The following is an 18,213-nucleotide window of genomic DNA, read 5'->3' as shown; positions in this document are numbered from 1 at the left end:
CGGAAAACACGTTGAGACAGAAAGAGCGCCGGCCGGGCCATAAGCTGCAGCCTGCCGGCTCCCCTGGTAATCGCCGTAGTGACGAGCACTCGAGCCGCCCGCCAAAAGCGGTTAAACCTCTAGGCGCACGGGAGACCGCGCGAGAGGCAGCCGCGCCTGCTGCAAGCGAGCGGCCGTTGAAGAACCGCGCCGGCGACCGTCCTCATGAGCGCGTTCCTGTTATTCTGGAATCCCTCGGCGCAGGCGATTTTCACCTCATCGACAGCGGCAACGGCCTGAAGCTCGAACAATACGGCCCCTATCGCATCGTCCGACCCGAGGGTCAGGCGCTCTGGCAACCATCGCTGGCAGCCCATGTCTGGGAAAAGGCCGACGCGATCTTTACCGGCGATACGGACGAGGAAGGCACTGGCCGCTGGCGCTTTCCGAAGGAGGCGCTTGGCGAGACCTGGCCATTGAACCTCTTGGACGTAGATTTTTACGGGCGTTTCACGTCCTTCCGCCACGTAGGCGTCTTTCCCGAGCAGATCGTCCACTGGAGCTGGATGAAGGAGCGGGTCGAGGCGGCCGGGCGGCCGCTGAAGGTGCTGAACCTCTTCGGCTATACCGGCGTTGCATCGCTGGTTGCGGCAGCGGCCGGCGCGGAAGTCACCCATGTCGACGCCTCCAAGAAGGCGATCGGCTGGGCGCGTGAAAATCAGGCGCTTGGCCGCATGGAAAAGCTGCCGATCCGGTGGATTTGCGAAGACGCGATGAAGTTCATCCTCCGCGAGGAACGCCGCGGCAACACCTACGACATCATCCTCACCGATCCGCCCAAATTCGGCCGCGGCCCGAACGGCGAGGTCTGGCATCTCTTCGAACACCTGCCATTGATGCTCGATGTCTGCCGCGATATCCTGTCACCGCAGGCGCTCGGCCTGGTGCTGACCGCCTATTCCATCCGTGCAAGCTTCTATTCGATCCACGAATTAATGCGAGAGACGATGCGCGGCGCAGGCGGCGTAGTGGAATCCGGCGAGCTCGTGATTCGCGAGGCGGGCCTTGACGGCAAGACGAAGGGCCGCGCGCTATCGACCTCCCTCTTCTCCCGCTGGGTGCCGAAATGAGCCATGAACATCGGGGCCACGGCCCGCATAAGGTCGGACATGTGAAAGAGGTTACCTCGCTTGCCAATCCGATCATCAAGGACATCAAGGCGCTGACCAACAAGAAGTCGCGCGAGGAGAGCGGCACCTTCATGGCGGAGGGCCTGAAACTGGTGATCGACGCGATCGAGCTCGGCTGGACGATCCGCACGCTGGTTTATGCCAAGGCCGCCAAGGGCAAACCGCTGGTCGAGCAGATGGCGGCAAAAACCGTTGCGTCCGGCGGCCTCGTTCTCGAAGTCAGTGAAAAGGTCATTTCCTCGGTCACGCGACGGGACAATCCGCAGATGGTGGTCGGCATTTTCGAGAGCCGCTGGAAGCCGCTGAAGGACATTCGCCCGAAGGATGGAGAGACCTGGATTGCTCTGGACCGTGTGCGCGATCCCGGCAATCTCGGTACGATCATCCGCACGGCGGATGCCGCAGGCGCCTCCGGAGTTATCCTCGTCGGGGAAACGACCGACCCGTTTTCCCTTGAAACCGTGCGCGCCACGATGGGCTCCGTCTTCGCCGTGCCCGTCGCGAAGACGACGCCTGAGGAATTCATCAGCTGGAAGAAATCTGCCGGCGTGTCCGTCGTCGCCACGCACCTTGCAGGCTCCGTCGATTACCGCACGATCGATTACAAAAAGAAGCCAGTCGTTCTCCTGATGGGCAACGAGCAGTCCGGCCTGCCGGATCAGCTGGCCAAGGAGGCCGATGCACTTGCGCGTATCCCGCAGCAGGGACGCGCGGACTCCCTCAATCTCGCCGTCGCCAGTGGCGTGATGCTTTTCGAAGCGCGCCGCCATCTCCTTTCACTTTCCGAGGGCAAATGATCGAAAAGATGCTTGACCGTCCGGCGCTCTTCTCGCGCCCGGCGCCGATCCTGATCTTCATTCTCATCGCAGTCGTCATCGACCAGGTCGTCAAGATCGCGGTCGATCGCTATTTGCCGCTTCAGGAAGCCGTGCCGGTGATCCCAATGCTGGCGCTCTACCGCACCTACAATCTGGGCGTCGCCTTTTCGATGCTGTCGGGCATGGACGGCTGGTTCATCGTCGGCATGCGGCTCGTTATCGTGGCCTTCGTTCTCTGGCTCTGGCATCGGACCTCGAAGGACCGTTGGATTGCGCATATCGGTTTTGCGCTGATCATCGCCGGTGCGCTCGGCAATCTGATCGACCGCTTCCTCTACGGCCACGTCATCGACTACATTCTCTTCCACACCGAAAGCTGGTCCTTCGCCGTCTTCAATCTCGCCGACAGCTTCATCACGGTCGGTGCCGGCTGCGTCATTCTCGATGAGCTTCTGCAGCCGAAAAAGACGGAAAGCTAAAATCTTACGCTTTTCCTGAAGGCATTCGGAACGGCGCATATGTTAGCCAGCAATTATGCACAGTCTGGCCCAATTGCACGAACGTCTCGCCGCCGCATTCGGCGCGGCCGCCAAACCGCATGATCCGCGGGCCGCAGACGATGTTTTGCCGCCGGCGCCAGCCGCCCCAAAGCAAAAGCATCCGCTGCGCACCCTTCTCTTTTACTGGCTCGGCGGCCTTGGCCTTCTTGCTGCGATCGCACTCCTTGCACTCGGGCAAGCGGGCGGACCTCCGCTGCTTTCCGCCGGCCTTGCGATCCTTGCCGTAGCGCTTGTCGGTTATGCATTGCTGGTGAAGCCGCGCCAGCGGGCCGGCAATCGGCCGCAAGCAATTGATGCAGCTGAACTTTTCGCCAATGTTCATGACGCCCTCGGCGACATAACGGTTACTCGTACCATCGATCGGCGGATCATCGGCGCCAATGCCACCTTTCGCCGGCTGACGGGCCGCCTGAAGCCGGAAGGCCAGACTTGCGAAGAAATCGGCATCGCCTTCCGCCCTGGCGCTGAGCCATATCGTTTCGATGTTGAGATCTCGACGCCGGAAGGCCAGCGCATCTTCGTCTGGCATGATGTCGTCACCCGCGATCCATCGAACGGCCGTCTGCTACTGCAGAGCGTCGCCCGTGACGTGACCGCCGAACATCTTTCAGCGCAGGCGCGCGAGGAGGCGCGCCAAAAGGCCGAATACAACAGTGCTGCAAAATCCCGCTTGCTCGCGACCGTCAGCCACGAGATCCGAACGCCACTGTCCGGCATCCTCGGGATGACTCACCTGCTTACGCAAGCGCAAATGACCCAGGAGCAGCAGAACTATATCGAGGGCATCCGTCAGTCAGGTCATGCGCTGACCCAACTTGTCGAAGACCTCCTCGATTTCTCGACGATCGAGGTCGGCCGCTTCCAGCTTCGTCCACGCACCGAATCGCTGCGCCAGCTACTGGAAAGCGTCGTCGAGATGCTGGCACATCGCGCCCACGAAAAAGGCATCGAGATCGGTGCGACGGTCTCTTCCGACGTGCCGGAATTCATGAGTTTCGATCCGGCACGACTGCGCCAAGTGCTCTTTAACGTCATCGGCAATGCAGTGAAGTTCACCCGGGCGGGCGGCGTCTTCATCCGCGTATCCTTGCGCGGAGACGACCTCATGATCACGGTGACCGACACCGGGCCAGGGATGACAGCGGAAGAGCAGGCCCGGATCTTCGGCGAATTCGAGCAGGGGGGAACCATGATGGAAAAGAGCGGCGGCACCGGGCTCGGGCTCACCATCTCCGCTCGCATCATGCGCGAATTCGGCGGTTCGCTGACCGTCGCCAGCGAAAAGGGCAAGGGCAGCGAATTCACGATCTGCTTTCCTGCAACCATTCCAGTAGAGGCTCGCGGCAGCTTCAAATCGCTGCTTGCCGGCAATATCGTGGTGCTTCTTGCTCCGGCTGGTGCCGCCCGCGCCGCAATCGCCGAGACCATCGTCGCGCTCGGCGGCGATTGCCATCTGGTGGCCGACGGCGAAAAAGCCCGGGAGACGCTTCTCAACATTGCGGGTAAGGGCCACCGCCCGACGGATATCATCATCGATCACCGCATGTCTGCCGAATTTACCGAACATCTTGCTGACCGCGTTGAAATTGCCGCGCTTGGCCTGCGCAAGACCCTTCTCGTCAATCCGGAAGAGCGTAACGCCTATCCGCTTGATCTCTTCGATGCCTGGCTTATCCGGCCCCTTCGCGAGCAATCGCTGATCGACGTGCTGCGTGGACGCATGCGCGGTATGGAAAAGCGCGATGCGCTTAACGACAACCAGCCTGGCTTCACCGCCGCCATTCCCGAAGCGAATATGCCGGGCGGGCTGAACATCCTGCTCGGAGAAGACGACCCGATCAATGCGATGCTCGTCCGTGCCATGCTGGAGAAGGGCGGACACAAGGTTCAGCATGTCGAAGACTTCGAGACCTTGCTGGATTGCGCACTTGCCGAAGGCAGCACTCGGCCCGACATCATCATCAGCGATCTCGCGATGCCGGGCGGCGAAGGAGTTGAAATGATTGGCCGGCTGCGCGGTCATGAGCGGCGGCTGCAAGTCGTTCCGGTGCCCGTCATTGTTCTGACCGCCGACAAACGCGACGAGTCGCGCCGTCAGGTCTTGCTTGCCGGTGCAAACCGCGTGATGCTGAAACCTGTCGATCCGATCCGGCTACTGACGGAAGTCCATGCCGTGGCAGCCCTTTCCGCCCGCCGAGCCGAAGCGCTCTGAGCGGGGTGACATAAGCGTCATTTTTCCGTAAAGTCCATGTCACTTTCCTGTCGCATAGAAGTGTTTTATGACGCGTTATGAGCCGGCAACGGGAGAATCATCATGTCCATCGACATCCTTAATCGCGACACAACGGCGGAGGTTTCTCGGCCTGCAGCGCCCGTCGCGCCGAAGGAAGGCGACGTCCTTGGCCGCATCGGCAACCTGGAGACCCGCCTTGCCCGCACTGCTCGCGAGATCGATGCTGCGCAGCATGTGCGTTACCGCGTTTTCGTTCAGGAAATGCAGGCGCAGCTTCCGCCAGAGGCCATGCGCCGCGAACGCGACGTCGACGCTTACGATGCATTCTGCGATCACCTTCTCGTTCTCGACCGGTCGATCGAAGGCGACAGCGAAGACCAGATCGTCGGCACTTACCGCCTGCTGCGCCAGGAGGTGGCGATGGCAAATGGCGGTTTTTACTCGGCTTCCGAATTCGCGATCGGCGAGCTTCTTGCTCGCCATCCGGACAAGCGCTTCATGGAACTCGGCCGCTCCTGCGTGCTGCCGGAATACCGCACGAAGCGCACAGTGGAACTTCTCTGGCAGGGCAACTGGGCCTATGCCCTGAGGCATGGCATGAGCGCCATGTTCGGCTGCGCTTCCTTCCCGGGTGTGCACCCTGAGAGCCATGCGTTGGCACTTTCCTTCCTGCATCACACAGTCCTCGCCAAGGACGAATGGGCGGTTGGCGCTCTGCCGGATCTGGCCCGGAGCATGGATCTGATGCCGCCGGAAGCCGTTAATCCGAAGAAGGCGCTGATGGCGCTTCCACCGCTGATCAAGGGCTATCTCCGCCTCGGCGCGATGGTCGGCTCCACGGCGGTGGTAGACCATGCGTTCAACACGACGGACGTACTAATCGTGCTGCCAATTTCCAGCATCTCAGATCGGTATCTGAATTACTACGGCGCCGACGCCGGCCGCTTCGCGAGCTGATTTTCCAGAAATTCAATCAAAGCTCGCCCCGAAAATTCGAGGCGAGCTTTTTTGTTGCCATCACCCCGCCGAATAAGCTGCGATGGCCGCCATGTTGACAATGTCGGAATCCTTGGCGCCCATCGAGGTGATCTGAACGGCTTTATCGAGGCCGACAAGGATCGGGCCGATGACCGTCGAGCCGCCGAGTTCCTGCAGCATCTTCGTCGAGATTGAAGCGGAGTGGAAGGCCGGCATGACCAGCACGTTGGCGGGAGCCGACAAGCGGCAGAACGGGTACTGCTCCATCACCTTGCGGTTCAGCGCCACGTCGGCGGCCATTTCGCCGTCGTACTCGAAATCGACGCGGCGCTTGTCAAGAATCTTCACCGCTTCACGAACGCGCTCGGAACGTTCGCCCGAAGGATGGCCGAAGGTGGAATAGGCAAGCAGTGCAACGCGCGGCTGGTAGCCCATGCGACGTGCAAGGCCTGCCGCTTCCTCGGCAATGTCGGCCAGCTCCTCTGCTGTGGGCATATCGTGCACCGCGGTATCCGCGACAAAGACAGTGCGACCGCGGACAAGCACCAGCGACACCCCGATAACACGGTGGCCCGGCTTCTCATCGATGCAGCGGCGCACATCTTCCAGCGCCGTCGAATAATTGCGCGTGATGCCGGTTACCATACCGTCCGCATCGCCGAGCGCCACCATCGTCGCGGCGAAATGATTCCGATCGTTATGGATTAGGCGCTGCGCGTCGCGGTGCAGATAACCCTTCCGCTGCAGCCGGGCATAAAGGTAGTCGGTGTAGGCCTCGATGCGGGTCGATATGCGTGCATTGACGATCTCCAAGCCTGGCCGGTTGAGATCGATGCCGGCGCGCTCCGCTGTTGCACGGATCAGGTCTTCGCGGCCGAGAAGGAGTGCTGTGCCAAGCTGCTGGTTGGCGTAGGACATTGCCGCACGCATGACCTGCTCTTCTTCCGCTTCGGCAAAAACCATCCGTTTCGGACGGCGGCGCACCCGCTCGTAAAGGCTCGCAAGCGTCGAGGCGATCGGATCGCGCCTTGCCGATAGCTCACGGCGATAGCCGTCCATGTCGGTGATCACCTTGCGGGCGACACCAGTTTCGATCGCAGCTTCCGCCACGGCCGCCGGGATTGCCGAAATCAAGCGCGGATCGAAGGGTACCGGAATGATGTACTGCGCGCCGAAGCGCGGCCGGTTGCCCTGATAGGCTGCGACAACGTCGTCCGGCACATCCTCGCGGGCCAGATTGGCAAGCGCCTTGACGGCGGCAATCTTCATCGCGTCGTTGATCGTGGTGGCCCGCACGTCGAGTGCGCCGCGAAAGATGTATGGAAAGCCGAGAACGTTGTTGACCTGGTTCGGGTAGTCCGACCGTCCCGTTGCCATGATGGCGTCATCGCGGATGCGGGCGACTTCCTCCGGCGTGATTTCCGGATCGGGATTCGCCATCGCGAAGATGATCGGCCGGTCGGCCATCGAGCGGATCATTTCTTCAGAAAAGGCGCCCTTCTGCGACAAACCGAGCACGACATCGGCACCCTTCATCGCATCCGCTAGCGTGCGGGCCTTCGTCTTGACCGCGTGTGCCGATTTCCACTGGTTCATGCCTTCGGTGCGGCCCTGATAAATCGCACCCTTGGTGTCGACGAGGGTGATGTTCTCAGGCGCAAAACCCATCGACTTGATGAGTTCGACACAGGCGATTGCCGCAGCTCCTGCGCCGTTGCAGACGAGTTTCGTCGTCTTCAGGTCACGTCCCGTCAACTCCAGGGCGTTGATGAGGCCGGCCGTTGCAATGATCGCCGTGCCGTGCTGGTCGTCGTGAAAGACCGGAATATCCATCAGCTCGCGCAGGCGCTGCTCGATGATGAAGCAGTCGGGCGCCTTGATGTCCTCCAGATTGATGCCGCCGAAGGAAGGCCCCAGAAACCGCACGCAGTTGATGAACTCGTCGACGTTTTCCGTGTCGACTTCGAGGTCGATGGAATCGACATCGGCAAAACGCTTGAAAAGGACGGATTTGCCTTCCATGACCGGCTTGGATGCCAAGGCGCCCAGATTGCCGAGACCGAGAATCGCCGTGCCATTGGAGATGACGGCTACCATATTGCCACGTGTCGTATAGTCGTAGGCAGTGCCCGGATCGGCGGCGATTGCCTTCACAGGCGCCGCGACGCCCGGCGAATACGCGAGCGACAGATCGCGCTGCGTCGCCATCGGCTTCGTCGGGTTGATTTCCAGCTTCCCGGGCCGTCCCATGGCGTGGAATTCAAGCGCTTCATTGTCGGTAACGGACGTCACCGGCCGCGGCTTCTTTTCGATATCAGGCATTCTTCCTCCAACGTCCTGTGGGTGACGCCTTGCTCTTCCTCAATGGCGGTTGTCATCTATAGCGGCGGGCGGCTAGGGTTGGCACCTGTTTTTTTGGAAAATTGCACCTCCGTGAACCAACGAATAGACGCCAGGAATGAAGCCTTTTCGGCTGCCGAGCTTGCCACGGAGGAAAGCCGTGCTTCGGCCACGCCGATGATAGAGCAATTCATCGAGATCAAGGCAAACAACCCCGACTCGCTGCTTTTCTATCGGATGGGCGATTTCTACGAATTGTTCTTCGAAGACGCCTTGGACGCCTCGCGCGCGCTTGGCATTACGCTCACGAAGCGCGGTCAGCACATGGGGCAGGATATCCCGATGTGCGGCGTTCCCGTGCATGCCGCAGACGACTATCTGCAGAAGCTGATCGGGCTCGGCTTCCGTGTCGCCGTCTGCGAACAGGTCGAAGACCCGGCGGAGGCGAAGAAGCGCGGCTCGAAATCCGTCGTCAAACGCGACGTCATTCGCCTTGTCACGCCGGGCACGATTACCGAAGAAAAGCTGCTATCACCCTCCGAATCGAACTATCTGATGGCGCTTACCCGGATTCGCGGCGCGAGCGAACCGCTGATGGCGCTGGCCTGGATCGATATTTCTACCGGCGTTTTCCGCCTCGCCGAGACGGAAGGTTCGCGGCTGCTTGCCGATATCCTGCGCATCGATCCGCGTGAACTGATCCTGCCGGATACCATGTTTCACGATCCCGAGCTGAAGCCGGTCTTCGACGTGCTTGGCCGCACTGCGGTTCCGCAGCCTTCCGTGCTTTTCGACAGTGCGACAGCAGAAACCCGCATCTCCCGCTATTTCGGCGTTTCGACGCTCGATGGCTTCGGCACCTTCTCCCGCGCCGAATTGGCAGCCGCCGCGGCAGCTGTTGCCTATGTCGAAAAGACTCAGATCGCCGAACGCCCGCCACTTGGCAAACCGGAGCGCGAAAGCGGCGCCTCGACGCTCTTCATCGATCCCGCGACCCGCGCCAACCTCGAGCTCGCCCGCACGCTTTCGGGGGACCGCAACGGTTCGCTGCTGAAAGCAATCGACCGGACGGTCACCGGCGGAGGAGCCCGCCTTCTCGCAGAACGGCTGATGTCACCGTTGACCGATCCTGACCGCATCAACGAGCGGCTGGATTCGATCGGCTTCCTGATGGAGGAGCCGAGGCTTTGCGGCGACCTGCGCGACGCGTTGAAGCACGTGCCGGATATGCCGCGCGCACTGTCCCGCCTCGCGCTTGACCGCGGCGGCCCGCGCGACCTCTGGGCGATCCGGCAAGGGCTTGGTGCTGCTTCGGATCTCGCGAAGCTGCTCGGCAATTCGCTTTTGCCGGAAGAGCTCGGTGCTGCACTTTCCGGCCTGCAGGCGCTGCCTTCATCTCTCGAATCTATGCTTACCAAGACTCTCGCCGACGAACTTCCACTCTTGAAGCGCGATGGCGGTTTCCTGAGGGACGGCGCCAATGCCGAGCTTGACGAAGTGCGGGCGCTTCGCGATCAGTCGCGCCGGGTCATCGCCGGATTGCAATTGCAATATGCCGACGAGACCGGCATCAAGTCGCTGAAGATCAAGCACAACAATATCCTCGGCTATTTCATCGAAGTGACTGCCGGCAATGCCGGACCGATGACGGATACGGCGGAGGCCAAGGCACGTTTCATCCACCGTCAAACCATGGCGAATGCCATGCGCTTTACGACGACCGAGCTTGCCGACCTTGAAAGCCGGATCGCAAATGCCGCAGATCGCGCCTTGCAGATCGAGCTCGAAGCCTTCGAGCGGATGACGGCTGCCGTTGTCGCTGAAGCCGAGGCGATCAAGGCCGGCGCCCGCGCGCTTGCCGTCATCGACGTTGCCGCGGGTCTGGCACTGTTGGCCGAGGAGCAGGCCTATTGCCGCCCGCTCGTCGATGCTTCGAAGATGTTTATGATCGAAGGCGGACGCCACCCTGTTGTCGAACAGGCGCTGCGGCGCCAGTCTTCCGGACCCTTCGTCGCCAATAACTGCGATCTCTCACCTGTCGCGGACGGCAAGGATGGGGCGATCTGGTTGCTGACCGGTCCGAACATGGGCGGTAAGTCGACATTCCTGCGCCAGAACGCGCTGATCGCCATCCTGGCGCAGATGGGCTCCTTCGTATCCGCAACCTCCGCTCACATCGGCATCGTCGACCGGCTTTTCTCCCGTGTCGGCGCTTCTGACGATCTCGCCCGCGGTCGCTCGACCTTTATGGTGGAGATGGTCGAAACGGCGGCCATCCTCAACCAGGCGACCGATCGTTCGCTCGTCATCCTCGATGAAATCGGCCGCGGGACTGCAACGTTCGATGGGCTTTCGATCGCATGGGCTGCTGTCGAGCATTTGCACGAGGCGAACCGCTGCCGTGGCCTCTTCGCAACACATTTCCACGAACTGACGGTGCTATCTGAAAAGCTTGCCCGGCTATCGAACGCCACCATGCGCGTTAAGGAATGGGATGGCGATGTCATCTTCCTGCACGAGGTGGGACCGGGTGCGGCGGACCGTTCCTACGGCATCCAGGTTGCGCGTCTTGCAGGCCTGCCAGCGTCCGTCGTCGCGCGCGCCCGCGACGTGCTGACGCGCCTGGAAGATGCCGACCGCAAGAACCCGGCAAGCCAATTGATCGACGATCTGCCGCTCTTCCAAGTTGCTGTGCGGCGAGAGGATGCCAATCGCGGGCCGTCCAAGATCGAGGAAGCGTTAAGGAGAATGAGCCTCGACGACCTGACGCCGCGCGAGGCGCTTGACGCGCTTTATGAGCTGAAGAAAAAACTGAAATAGGAGCGCACCGATGTTCATGGAGGGCCTGCTGCGCGAGACCCAAAAGCTCGCCAATATCTTCACGGCGATGGAGGCGCTGCGCCTTGCCGACGAGCACGGCAATCCACGCGGCTGGGCCTCGCCCTTCGGCCTGTTGCAGATCACTAGGTGCTGCGCCATCATCTCCGATCTTGCCTTTTCGATCGCCAAGGCCGGCTATCGCGAATGCGACAAGGCAACGCTCGACGAAATCGCCAGCGAAACCCGCAAGGTTCTCTATTCGGTGAATGCGCAAGTCGGCGCTTGAGCGCCAGGCTTCCCGAACCTATCTGCGGCACAGCACCCCGCTCGATTGGCGTGGCAACACCTTTTCGCCAAAATTAAGGGTTCTTGCAGTATGAAGGCCCGTGTCAAACGCGGGGTAAAGAGGCTATAGCGCATGCAGACGAAACGAGACGCGGTCGCACCGCGCGAACAGGAAGCCGCTCCGCGCATGGCGACGATGAGTGACATCGATTTCTCGGAAATTCTCGACACGGCCCTTTTGCAAAAGCTCTGCGGCGCCGTTGCTGAAGCCAACAAGACCCGACCAGACGTCATGCGCTCCGACCTGCTTGCTGTGCTCAAAAAGGCAAGCGGCGACGGCCGCCAAAAGGCGTGCGCGCTTCTCTCTGCCGATGGCAGCGGGCTAAACTGCGCCCGGCGCATCTCCTGGCTGCAAGACCAGATCACGACGGCACTCTACGAGTTCGTCTGCGCATACGTGTTCCCGAAGCAGAAGGACAAGTTCGCCGTGACGGCGGTCGGCGGCTATGGCCGCGATACGCTGGCGCCGGGCTCCGATATCGACCTGCTCTTCCTCTTTCAGCCAAGGCCGGCAGAGGAGACGCACAAGGCTGTCGAGTTCATGCTCTATGTCCTCTGGGATATGGGCTTCAAGGTCGGCCACGCGACGAGGACGATCGAGGAGTGCATGGCGCTCTCCAGGTCCGACATGACGATCCGCACGGCGATCCTCGAGATGCGCTACATCTGCGGCCTGAAATCGCTGGCAACGGAACTCGAGACCCGTTTCGACAAGGAGATCGTGACCGGCACCGGCCCGGAATTCATTGCCGCCAAGCTTGCCGAGCGCGACGAGCGCCACCGCAAGGCAGGCGACACACGCTACCTCGTCGAACCCAACGTCAAGGAGGGCAAGGGCGGACTTCGCGATCTGCATACGCTCTTCTGGATTTCGAAATACTATTATCATGTCCGAGATACCGTCGAACTCGTCACGCTCGGCGTTCTCTCCAAGCATGAATACCGCGTTTTCGAAAAGGCCGACGATTTCCTATGGGCCGTGCGCTGCCACATGCACTTCTTGACGGGCAAGGCGGAGGAGCGGCTTTCCTTCGACATCCAGCGGGAGATTGCCGAAGCGCTCGGATATCATACGCGTCCCGGCCTTTCGGCCGTCGAGCGCTTCATGAAGCATTATTTCCTGGTGGCGAAGGACGTCGGCGACCTGACGCGCATCCTCTGCGCGGCGCTCGAAGATCAGCAGGCGAAATCAACGCCGGGGCTCACCGGTGTGATCAGCCGTTTTGCCCATCGCAGCCGCAAGATCGCCGGCAGCACCGAATTCGTAGAGGATCGCGGCCGCATCGCGCTTGCCAGCCCGGACGTGTTCAAGCACGATCCCGTCAGCATCATCCGTCTTTTCCATGTTGCTGATATCAATGGCCTCGAGTTCCATCCCGATGCACTGAAGCGGGTCACGCGATCGCTCAACCTCATCGACAACAAACTGCGCGAAAACGACGAGGCGAACCGCCTCTTCATGTCGATCCTCACCTCCAGGGGCGACCCAGCGCTCATTTTGCGTCGCATGAACGAAGCAGGTGTGCTCGGCCGCTTCATCCCGGAATTCGGCAAGATCGTCGCAATGATGCAGTTCAACATGTACCACCACTATACGGTGGATGAGCATCTGATCCGCACCGTCGATGTGCTCTCGGAAATCGACAAGGGCAAGGCCGACGACCTGCACCCGCTCGCCAACAAGCTGATGCCAGGGATCGAAGACCGGGAGGCTCTTTATGTCGCAGTCCTCCTTCATGACATCGCCAAGGGCCGCCAGGAAGACCATTCGATCGCCGGCGCGCGTGTAGCCCGCAAGCTCTGCGCACGCTTCGGCCTATCCCAAAAGCAGACGGAGCTCGTCGTTTGGCTGATCGAGGAGCATCTAACGATGTCCATGGTTGCCCAGACCCGAGACCTTACCGACCGCAAGACGATCACTGACTTCGCCGATCGCGTTCAATCGCTCGATCGCCTGAAGATGCTGCTGGTCCTGACGATCTGCGACATTCGTGCCGTCGGCCCCGGCGTCTGGAACGGCTGGAAGGGTCAGTTGTTGCGCACGCTCTATTACGAAACCGAACTGCTGCTTGCCGGCGGCTTTTCGGAGGTGTCGCGCAAGGAGCGCGCCAACTCCGCGGCCGAAGCGCTGTTCAATGCGCTTTCCGATTGGAGCCAGAAGGATCGTAAGACCTACAGCAAGCTCCACTACCAGCCTTACCTGCTTTCCGTGCCGCTGGAAGACCAGGTCCGTCACGCCCATTTCATCCGCCAGTCGGACAAGAACGGCCAGGCGCTCGCGACAACCGTGCGAACGGACAGTTTCCACGCGATCACCGAAATCACCGTTCTCTCGCCAGACCACCCGCGCCTGCTCGCCGTTATTGCCGGGGCATGTGCGGCCGCTGGCGCTAATATCGTCGATGCACAGATATTCACGACGTCGGACGGACGCGCACTGGATACGATCCATGTCAGCCGCGAATTCCAGGACGATGCCGACGAGCTTCGCCGCGCAGGCACGATCGGGCGCATGATCGAAGACGTGTTGTCGGGCCGCAAGCGGCTGCCGGAAGTCATCGCTACGCGTACGAAGAACCGCAAGAGGAGCAAGGCCTTCGTCATTCCGCCGTCGGTCAACATCACCAACAACCTGTCGAACAAGTTCACTGTCATCGAAGTCGAATGCCTTGACCGCACCGGCCTGCTTTCGGAAATCACCGCGATGCTTTCTGATCTTTCGCTCGACATCCAGTCCGCCCGCATCACCACCTTCGGCGAAAAGGTCATCGACACCTTCTATGTCACGGATCTCGTCGGTCAGAAGATCTCCAGCGACACCAAGCGGGCCAATATCACCGCCCGGCTGAAGGCCGTGATGGCCGGCGAAGAAGATGAGCTCCGCGAACGGATGCCCTCCGGCATCATCGCGCCCGCCGCCTCCGCGCGGACTTCGCCGCCGAGCGAAAAGAAAGCCGGGTCTACGGCATGAGTCTCGTCAAGAAATTCGCCACCGTCGGCGGCGCGACCCTCGGCAGCCGCATCTTCGGTTTTGCCCGCGAAACGCTGATGGCGGCGGCTCTCGGCACCGGCCCCATGGCTGACGTCTTCTACGCAGCCTTCCGCTTTCCCAACCTCTTCCGCCGGTTGTTTGCCGAAGGCGCCTTCAACGCTGCCTTCGTACCGCTCTTCGCCAAGGAGATCGAAGCGAACGGCACGGAAGGAGCAAAGCGGTTTTCGGAAGAGGTTTTCGGCGTGCTTTTTTCGGTGCTGCTGCTTATCACCATCGTGATGGAGCTTTGCATGCCGCTGCTTGTACGCTTCATCATCGCGCCGGGCTTTGCCGACGATCCGGACAAGTTCTCGATCACGATCCGCATGGCGGCGGTGATGTTCCCCTATCTCATGTGCATGTCGCTGACGGCGATGATGAGCGGCATGCTGAATTCGCTACACCACTTCTTCGCCGCAGCGGTCGCGCCGATCTTCCTCAATGTCGTGATGATTGGTGCGCTCTTCTACGCTCTCTATACCGGTGCGGAACCGCTCGCGACCGCCTGGTATCTCTCCTGGGGCGTGCTGGGGGCCGGTATCCTGCAGCTCGCCGTCGTCTATATCGGGGTCCTTCATGCAGGCATGAGCATCGGCTTTCGCTTTCCGCGCATGACGCCGAACGTCAAGCGGCTGCTGATCCTCGCAGTCCCCGCCGCAGTCACAGGCGGCATCACGCAGATCAACCAGCTGATCGGCCAGGCGATCGCCTCATCCCGCGACGGTGCCATCGCCGCCCTGCAATATGCGGATCGCATCTACCAGCTGCCGCTCGGCGTCGTTGGCGTTGCCGTCGGTGTCGTATTGCTGCCGGAGCTTGCCCGCGCTTTGAAGGGCGGCAATCTGCGTGAAGCCGGGAACCTGCAGAACCGTTCAATCGAATTCGTGCTGTTCCTGACGATCCCCGCGGCCTTCGCCCTTTGGGTCCTTGCCGACGAGATCATCCGCGTGCTTTACGAACGTGGAGCCTTCCATCAGGAGAACACAGCGCTCGTCGGTTCGATCCTCGCGATCTACGGCATCGGCCTGCCGGCCTTCGTGCTCATCAAGGCGTTGCAGCCGGGCTTCTATGCCCGCGAGGATACCAAGACGCCGATGCGCTTTTCGGCCGTTGCCGTCGGCGTTAACTGCGCCACGGCTCTGACGCTTTTCCCCTATCTCGGCGCACCGGGCATCGCGGTGGCGGAAGCAGCCGCCGGCTGGATCAGCACGGTATTGCTTTTCGCAACGCTGCTGCGCCGCGGCCATCTTAACTGGGAATGGGCGCTGGCCCGGCGGGCGGCTCTGCTCGTTGTATCGGCATCCGTGATGAGCGGCGGCATCGTTTTCCTGCAGCATCGCTGGGAACCGTGGCTCGCTTCCGGTGCCCATCTGGCGACCAAGGCCGGTACGCTCGCCCTTTTGATCGCCATTTCGATGATCGTCTATTTCGCGACCGCCTTTTTGATTGGCGGCGCCGATGTCGGCATGATCCGGCGAAACCTCAACCGAAAGCCTTCGCCCAAAGCCGAAGGATGAACCGCAGCCTTTGTTATCAGCAGTGGCTCCAGCGCCGCTTCGGCCCGATGTCGACGTGGACGATGCCGTTGCAGTATCGCCCAATACCGCCGATACCCGGTGCCGTCTGCGCTGCCGCGATGATCGTCCGTTCCGATAGGCCCGGCACGCGGATGTCGGCTGCGTTGCAATGGCGATGCTGAGAATGCGCGCGGCCGGAATGCGGCCGGTGGCCGGACGTGACCATCGGTCTTCGGCCAGTCTTGGCCGCGATATGCGCGAGAACGGCTCTGAGTTTTGGCGGGAAGCAGCCGATTCTGACGCTCACGGTCTGAACCGTATAGGGCAGCGATGTCGTGTACTTGAGAAGTCTTACCGGGGGTTTTTTACTGTTCTGCGCGCCGGCATTGACGCAACAGGACAAGGTGAACAAGCCAGCAAGAACGAGTGATAAAATCGTATGCATGACGTCCCCTCCAGATAGAGCGCAGTGGATTTCCACTGAGGCTCGGATTGGCGTCGAGAACGTTCATTCGAAAAGTGGCCAATTTGTGAAATTTTATGCCAACTCACTAAGTGAGACACCCTCATATTATGGACATAATTACAAAGTTGATAGCTAAAATTGAGTATAAAATACTCTCTACCATTCGATGAAAATCAAGACCTTGCAACAACGCGCATTAGAGGGAACAGGCCACCAGGAGAAAGGCGCCATAATTCGAATTAGCGCCGCCGACAATTTAATTTGGCACGATCAAAAAGCTGTCCTGCCGGAGCAAGCTCTTGACCAAGTATCGAGTCCCCGCAACAAAAGATCTCTCGAAGCCGGAGTTTATACGTGCGCCAATCCCTCTTCCTGGTCACCCTCGTCATCGATGACTACGACCGCGCCAAGGCTTTCTACTGCGGCGCGCTCGGCTTCGACTGCCTACAGGACGAAATGCAGCCGGATGGCAAGCGCTGGGTAGTGGTGAAGCCCAAAGGAGGCGATGGCGCAGCGTTCCTTCTTGCCCGGGCAGTCAATGACGCACAGAAAGCGGCAATCGGAAATCAGACCGGCGGGCGTGTCGGCTTCTTTTTGAAGACTGACGATTTTGCACAAGATCGTGCCGCCATGCTGGCCAACGGTGTGCGCTTTCTCGAAGAACCGCGGCATGAGGTCTACGGAACGGTGGCCGTGTTTTCGGATCCTTACGGCAACACTTTCGATCTGATCCAGCATGCCGCACCGGCCGCCTCTTGATTGCAGTACCGAGCACGTGCATAAGCCGCCGCGTTAGCATCATGGGCGTCTCTGCCCTGGGGCCCTCCACCAGCCTAATCGAGGATGACGTGACCGAATTCAAGAAGCTCGTATTTTCCGGCGTTCAGCCGACCGGCAATCTCCATCTCGGCAACTATCTCGGCGCGATCCGCAAGTTCGTGGCGCTGCAAGAAGGCAACGACTGCATCTATTGCGTCGTCGACCTGCATTCCCTCACTGCGCAGCTCGTGCACAACGACCTGCCGGGCCAGATCCGCTCGATCGCCGCAGCCTTCATCGCCTCCGGCATCGATCCGGAAAAACATATCGTCTTCAACCAGTCGGCCGTGCCGCAGCATGCCGAACTCGCCTGGATCTTCAATTGCGTCGCCCGCATCGGCTGGATGAACCGCATGACGCAGTTCAAGGACAAGGCCGGCAAGGACCGCGAAAATGCCTCGCTCGGCCTGCTTGCCTATCCGAGCCTGATGGCCGCCGACATCCTCGTTTATCGCGGCACGCATGTTCCGGTCGGCGACGATCAGAAGCAGCATCTCGAGCTTGCCCGCGACATCGCGATGAAGTTTAACCTGGACTATCAAGATCACATCCGCCGCGCCGGCCAGGGCGTCGACATCACCGTCGGCGACGAGCCGGTGCACGCCTATTTCCCGATGGTCGAACCGCTGATTGAAGGCCCTGCACCGCGCGTGATGTCGCTGCGCGACGGCACCAAGAAGATGTCCAAATCCGATCCGTCCGATCTCTCGCGCATCAACCTGATGGACGACGAGGACGCGATCTCGAAGAAGATCCGCAAGGCGAAGACCGATCCGGACGGCTTGCCGAGCGAGGTCGAGGGCCTGAAGGGCCGCCCGGAAGCCGACAACCTCGTCGGCATCTATGGGGCGCTTGCCGACAAAACGAAAACTGAGGTGCTTGCCGAATTCGGCGGCCAGCAGTTTTCCGTCTTCAAGCCGGCGCTTGTCGATCTCGCCGTTCAGGTGCTCTCGCCGATCACCGGTGAAATGCGCCGCCTCATGGACGATACCAGCCATATCGACGCTATTCTCCGCAACGGCGGCGAACGCGCCCGGGCCCGCGCCGAAGCGACCATGAAGGACGTCCGCGACATCATCGGCTTTCTCTATTGAGACAGCCTTTCTTCTCCCCTCGG

General features: G+C 60.8%; 13 protein-coding genes. 11 read left to right on the top strand and 2 right to left on the bottom strand.

The genetic code is table 11. The features are described 5' to 3' along the window. Window positions 1–11 precede the first annotated feature (11 nt). The 5 genes from N2599_RS00215 to olsB all read left to right on the top strand — a co-directional run bounded on the left by N2599_RS00215 (window position 12) and on the right by olsB (window position 5,737). Window positions 12–1,109 (top strand): class I SAM-dependent methyltransferase, encoded by a 1,098-nt coding sequence (locus tag N2599_RS00215; protein WP_027510803.1) that lies wholly within the window; start codon window positions 12–14, stop codon window positions 1,107–1,109. Then, the gene (locus tag N2599_RS00210; protein ID WP_027510804.1) at window positions 1,106–1,966 is read left to right on the top strand and encodes a TrmH family RNA methyltransferase; all 861 of its coding nucleotides are present in this window, start codon (window positions 1,106–1,108) and stop codon (window positions 1,964–1,966) included. Before N2599_RS00215 ends, N2599_RS00210 begins: the two co-directional genes overlap by 4 nt. Further along, window positions 1,963–2,466 (top strand): signal peptidase II, encoded by a 504-nt coding sequence (gene lspA / locus N2599_RS00205; protein ID WP_027510805.1) that lies wholly within the window; start codon window positions 1,963–1,965, stop codon window positions 2,464–2,466. The genes N2599_RS00210 and lspA overlap by 4 nt, the downstream gene beginning before the upstream one ends. A 55-nt stretch (window positions 2,467–2,521) precedes the next feature. Continuing rightward, a complete protein-coding gene (locus tag N2599_RS00200) occupies window positions 2,522–4,759 on the top strand; it encodes a hybrid sensor histidine kinase/response regulator (protein WP_027510806.1) in 2,238 nt (745 codons plus the stop codon). Window positions 4,760–4,858: 99 nt separating this feature from the next. Beyond that, window positions 4,859–5,737, top strand: coding sequence for a l-ornithine N(alpha)-acyltransferase (olsB, locus tag N2599_RS00195; protein ID WP_027510807.1), 879 nt, complete (start codon window positions 4,859–4,861; stop codon window positions 5,735–5,737). 60 nt (window positions 5,738–5,797) lie between these two features. Here the strand turns inward: olsB and N2599_RS00190 are convergent, their stop codons facing one another. Further along, window positions 5,798–8,080, bottom strand: a complete 2,283-nt coding sequence (locus N2599_RS00190; protein ID WP_027510808.1) for an NADP-dependent malic enzyme — start codon at window positions 8,078–8,080, stop codon at window positions 5,798–5,800. Window positions 8,081–8,191: 111 nt separating this feature from the next. Between N2599_RS00190 and mutS the strand changes: the two genes are divergently transcribed. The 4 genes from mutS to murJ all read left to right on the top strand — a co-directional run bounded on the left by mutS (window position 8,192) and on the right by murJ (window position 15,811). Further along, a complete protein-coding gene (gene mutS / locus N2599_RS00185) occupies window positions 8,192–10,918 on the top strand; it encodes a DNA mismatch repair protein MutS (protein WP_027510809.1) in 2,727 nt (908 codons plus the stop codon). Between the two features lie 10 nt (window positions 10,919–10,928). Beyond that, window positions 10,929–11,204, top strand: a complete 276-nt coding sequence (locus N2599_RS00180) for a hypothetical protein (protein ID WP_027510810.1) — start codon at window positions 10,929–10,931, stop codon at window positions 11,202–11,204. Window positions 11,205–11,336: 132 nt separating this feature from the next. Further along, a complete protein-coding gene (locus N2599_RS00175) occupies window positions 11,337–14,234 on the top strand; it encodes a [protein-PII] uridylyltransferase (RefSeq protein WP_027510811.1) in 2,898 nt (965 codons plus the stop codon). After that, the gene (gene murJ, locus N2599_RS00170; RefSeq protein ID WP_027510812.1) at window positions 14,231–15,811 is read left to right on the top strand and encodes a murein biosynthesis integral membrane protein MurJ; all 1,581 of its coding nucleotides are present in this window, start codon (window positions 14,231–14,233) and stop codon (window positions 15,809–15,811) included. The genes N2599_RS00175 and murJ overlap by 4 nt, the downstream gene beginning before the upstream one ends. Before the next feature lie 16 nt (window positions 15,812–15,827). Here the strand turns inward: murJ and N2599_RS00165 are convergent, their stop codons facing one another. After that, window positions 15,828–16,256: a YcbK family protein gene (locus N2599_RS00165; RefSeq protein ID WP_027510813.1), complete on the bottom strand. Its 429-nt coding sequence runs from the start codon at window positions 16,254–16,256 to the stop codon at window positions 15,828–15,830. 375 nt (window positions 16,257–16,631) lie between these two features. On the opposite strand from N2599_RS00165, the gene N2599_RS00160 reads away from it, so the two are divergent. Next, the gene (locus tag N2599_RS00160; protein WP_027510814.1) at window positions 16,632–17,036 is read left to right on the top strand and encodes a VOC family protein; all 405 of its coding nucleotides are present in this window, start codon (window positions 16,632–16,634) and stop codon (window positions 17,034–17,036) included. 89 nt (window positions 17,037–17,125) lie between these two features. Next, the gene (gene trpS, locus N2599_RS00155; RefSeq protein WP_027510815.1) at window positions 17,126–18,190 is read left to right on the top strand and encodes a tryptophan--tRNA ligase; all 1,065 of its coding nucleotides are present in this window, start codon (window positions 17,126–17,128) and stop codon (window positions 18,188–18,190) included. Window positions 18,191–18,213 lie beyond the last annotated feature (23 nt).

Source organism: Rhizobium sullae, assembly GCF_025200715.1.
Lineage (GTDB): Bacteria > Pseudomonadota > Alphaproteobacteria > Rhizobiales > Rhizobiaceae > Rhizobium > Rhizobium sullae.
This window is presented reverse-complemented; position numbering and strand designations above follow the sequence as displayed.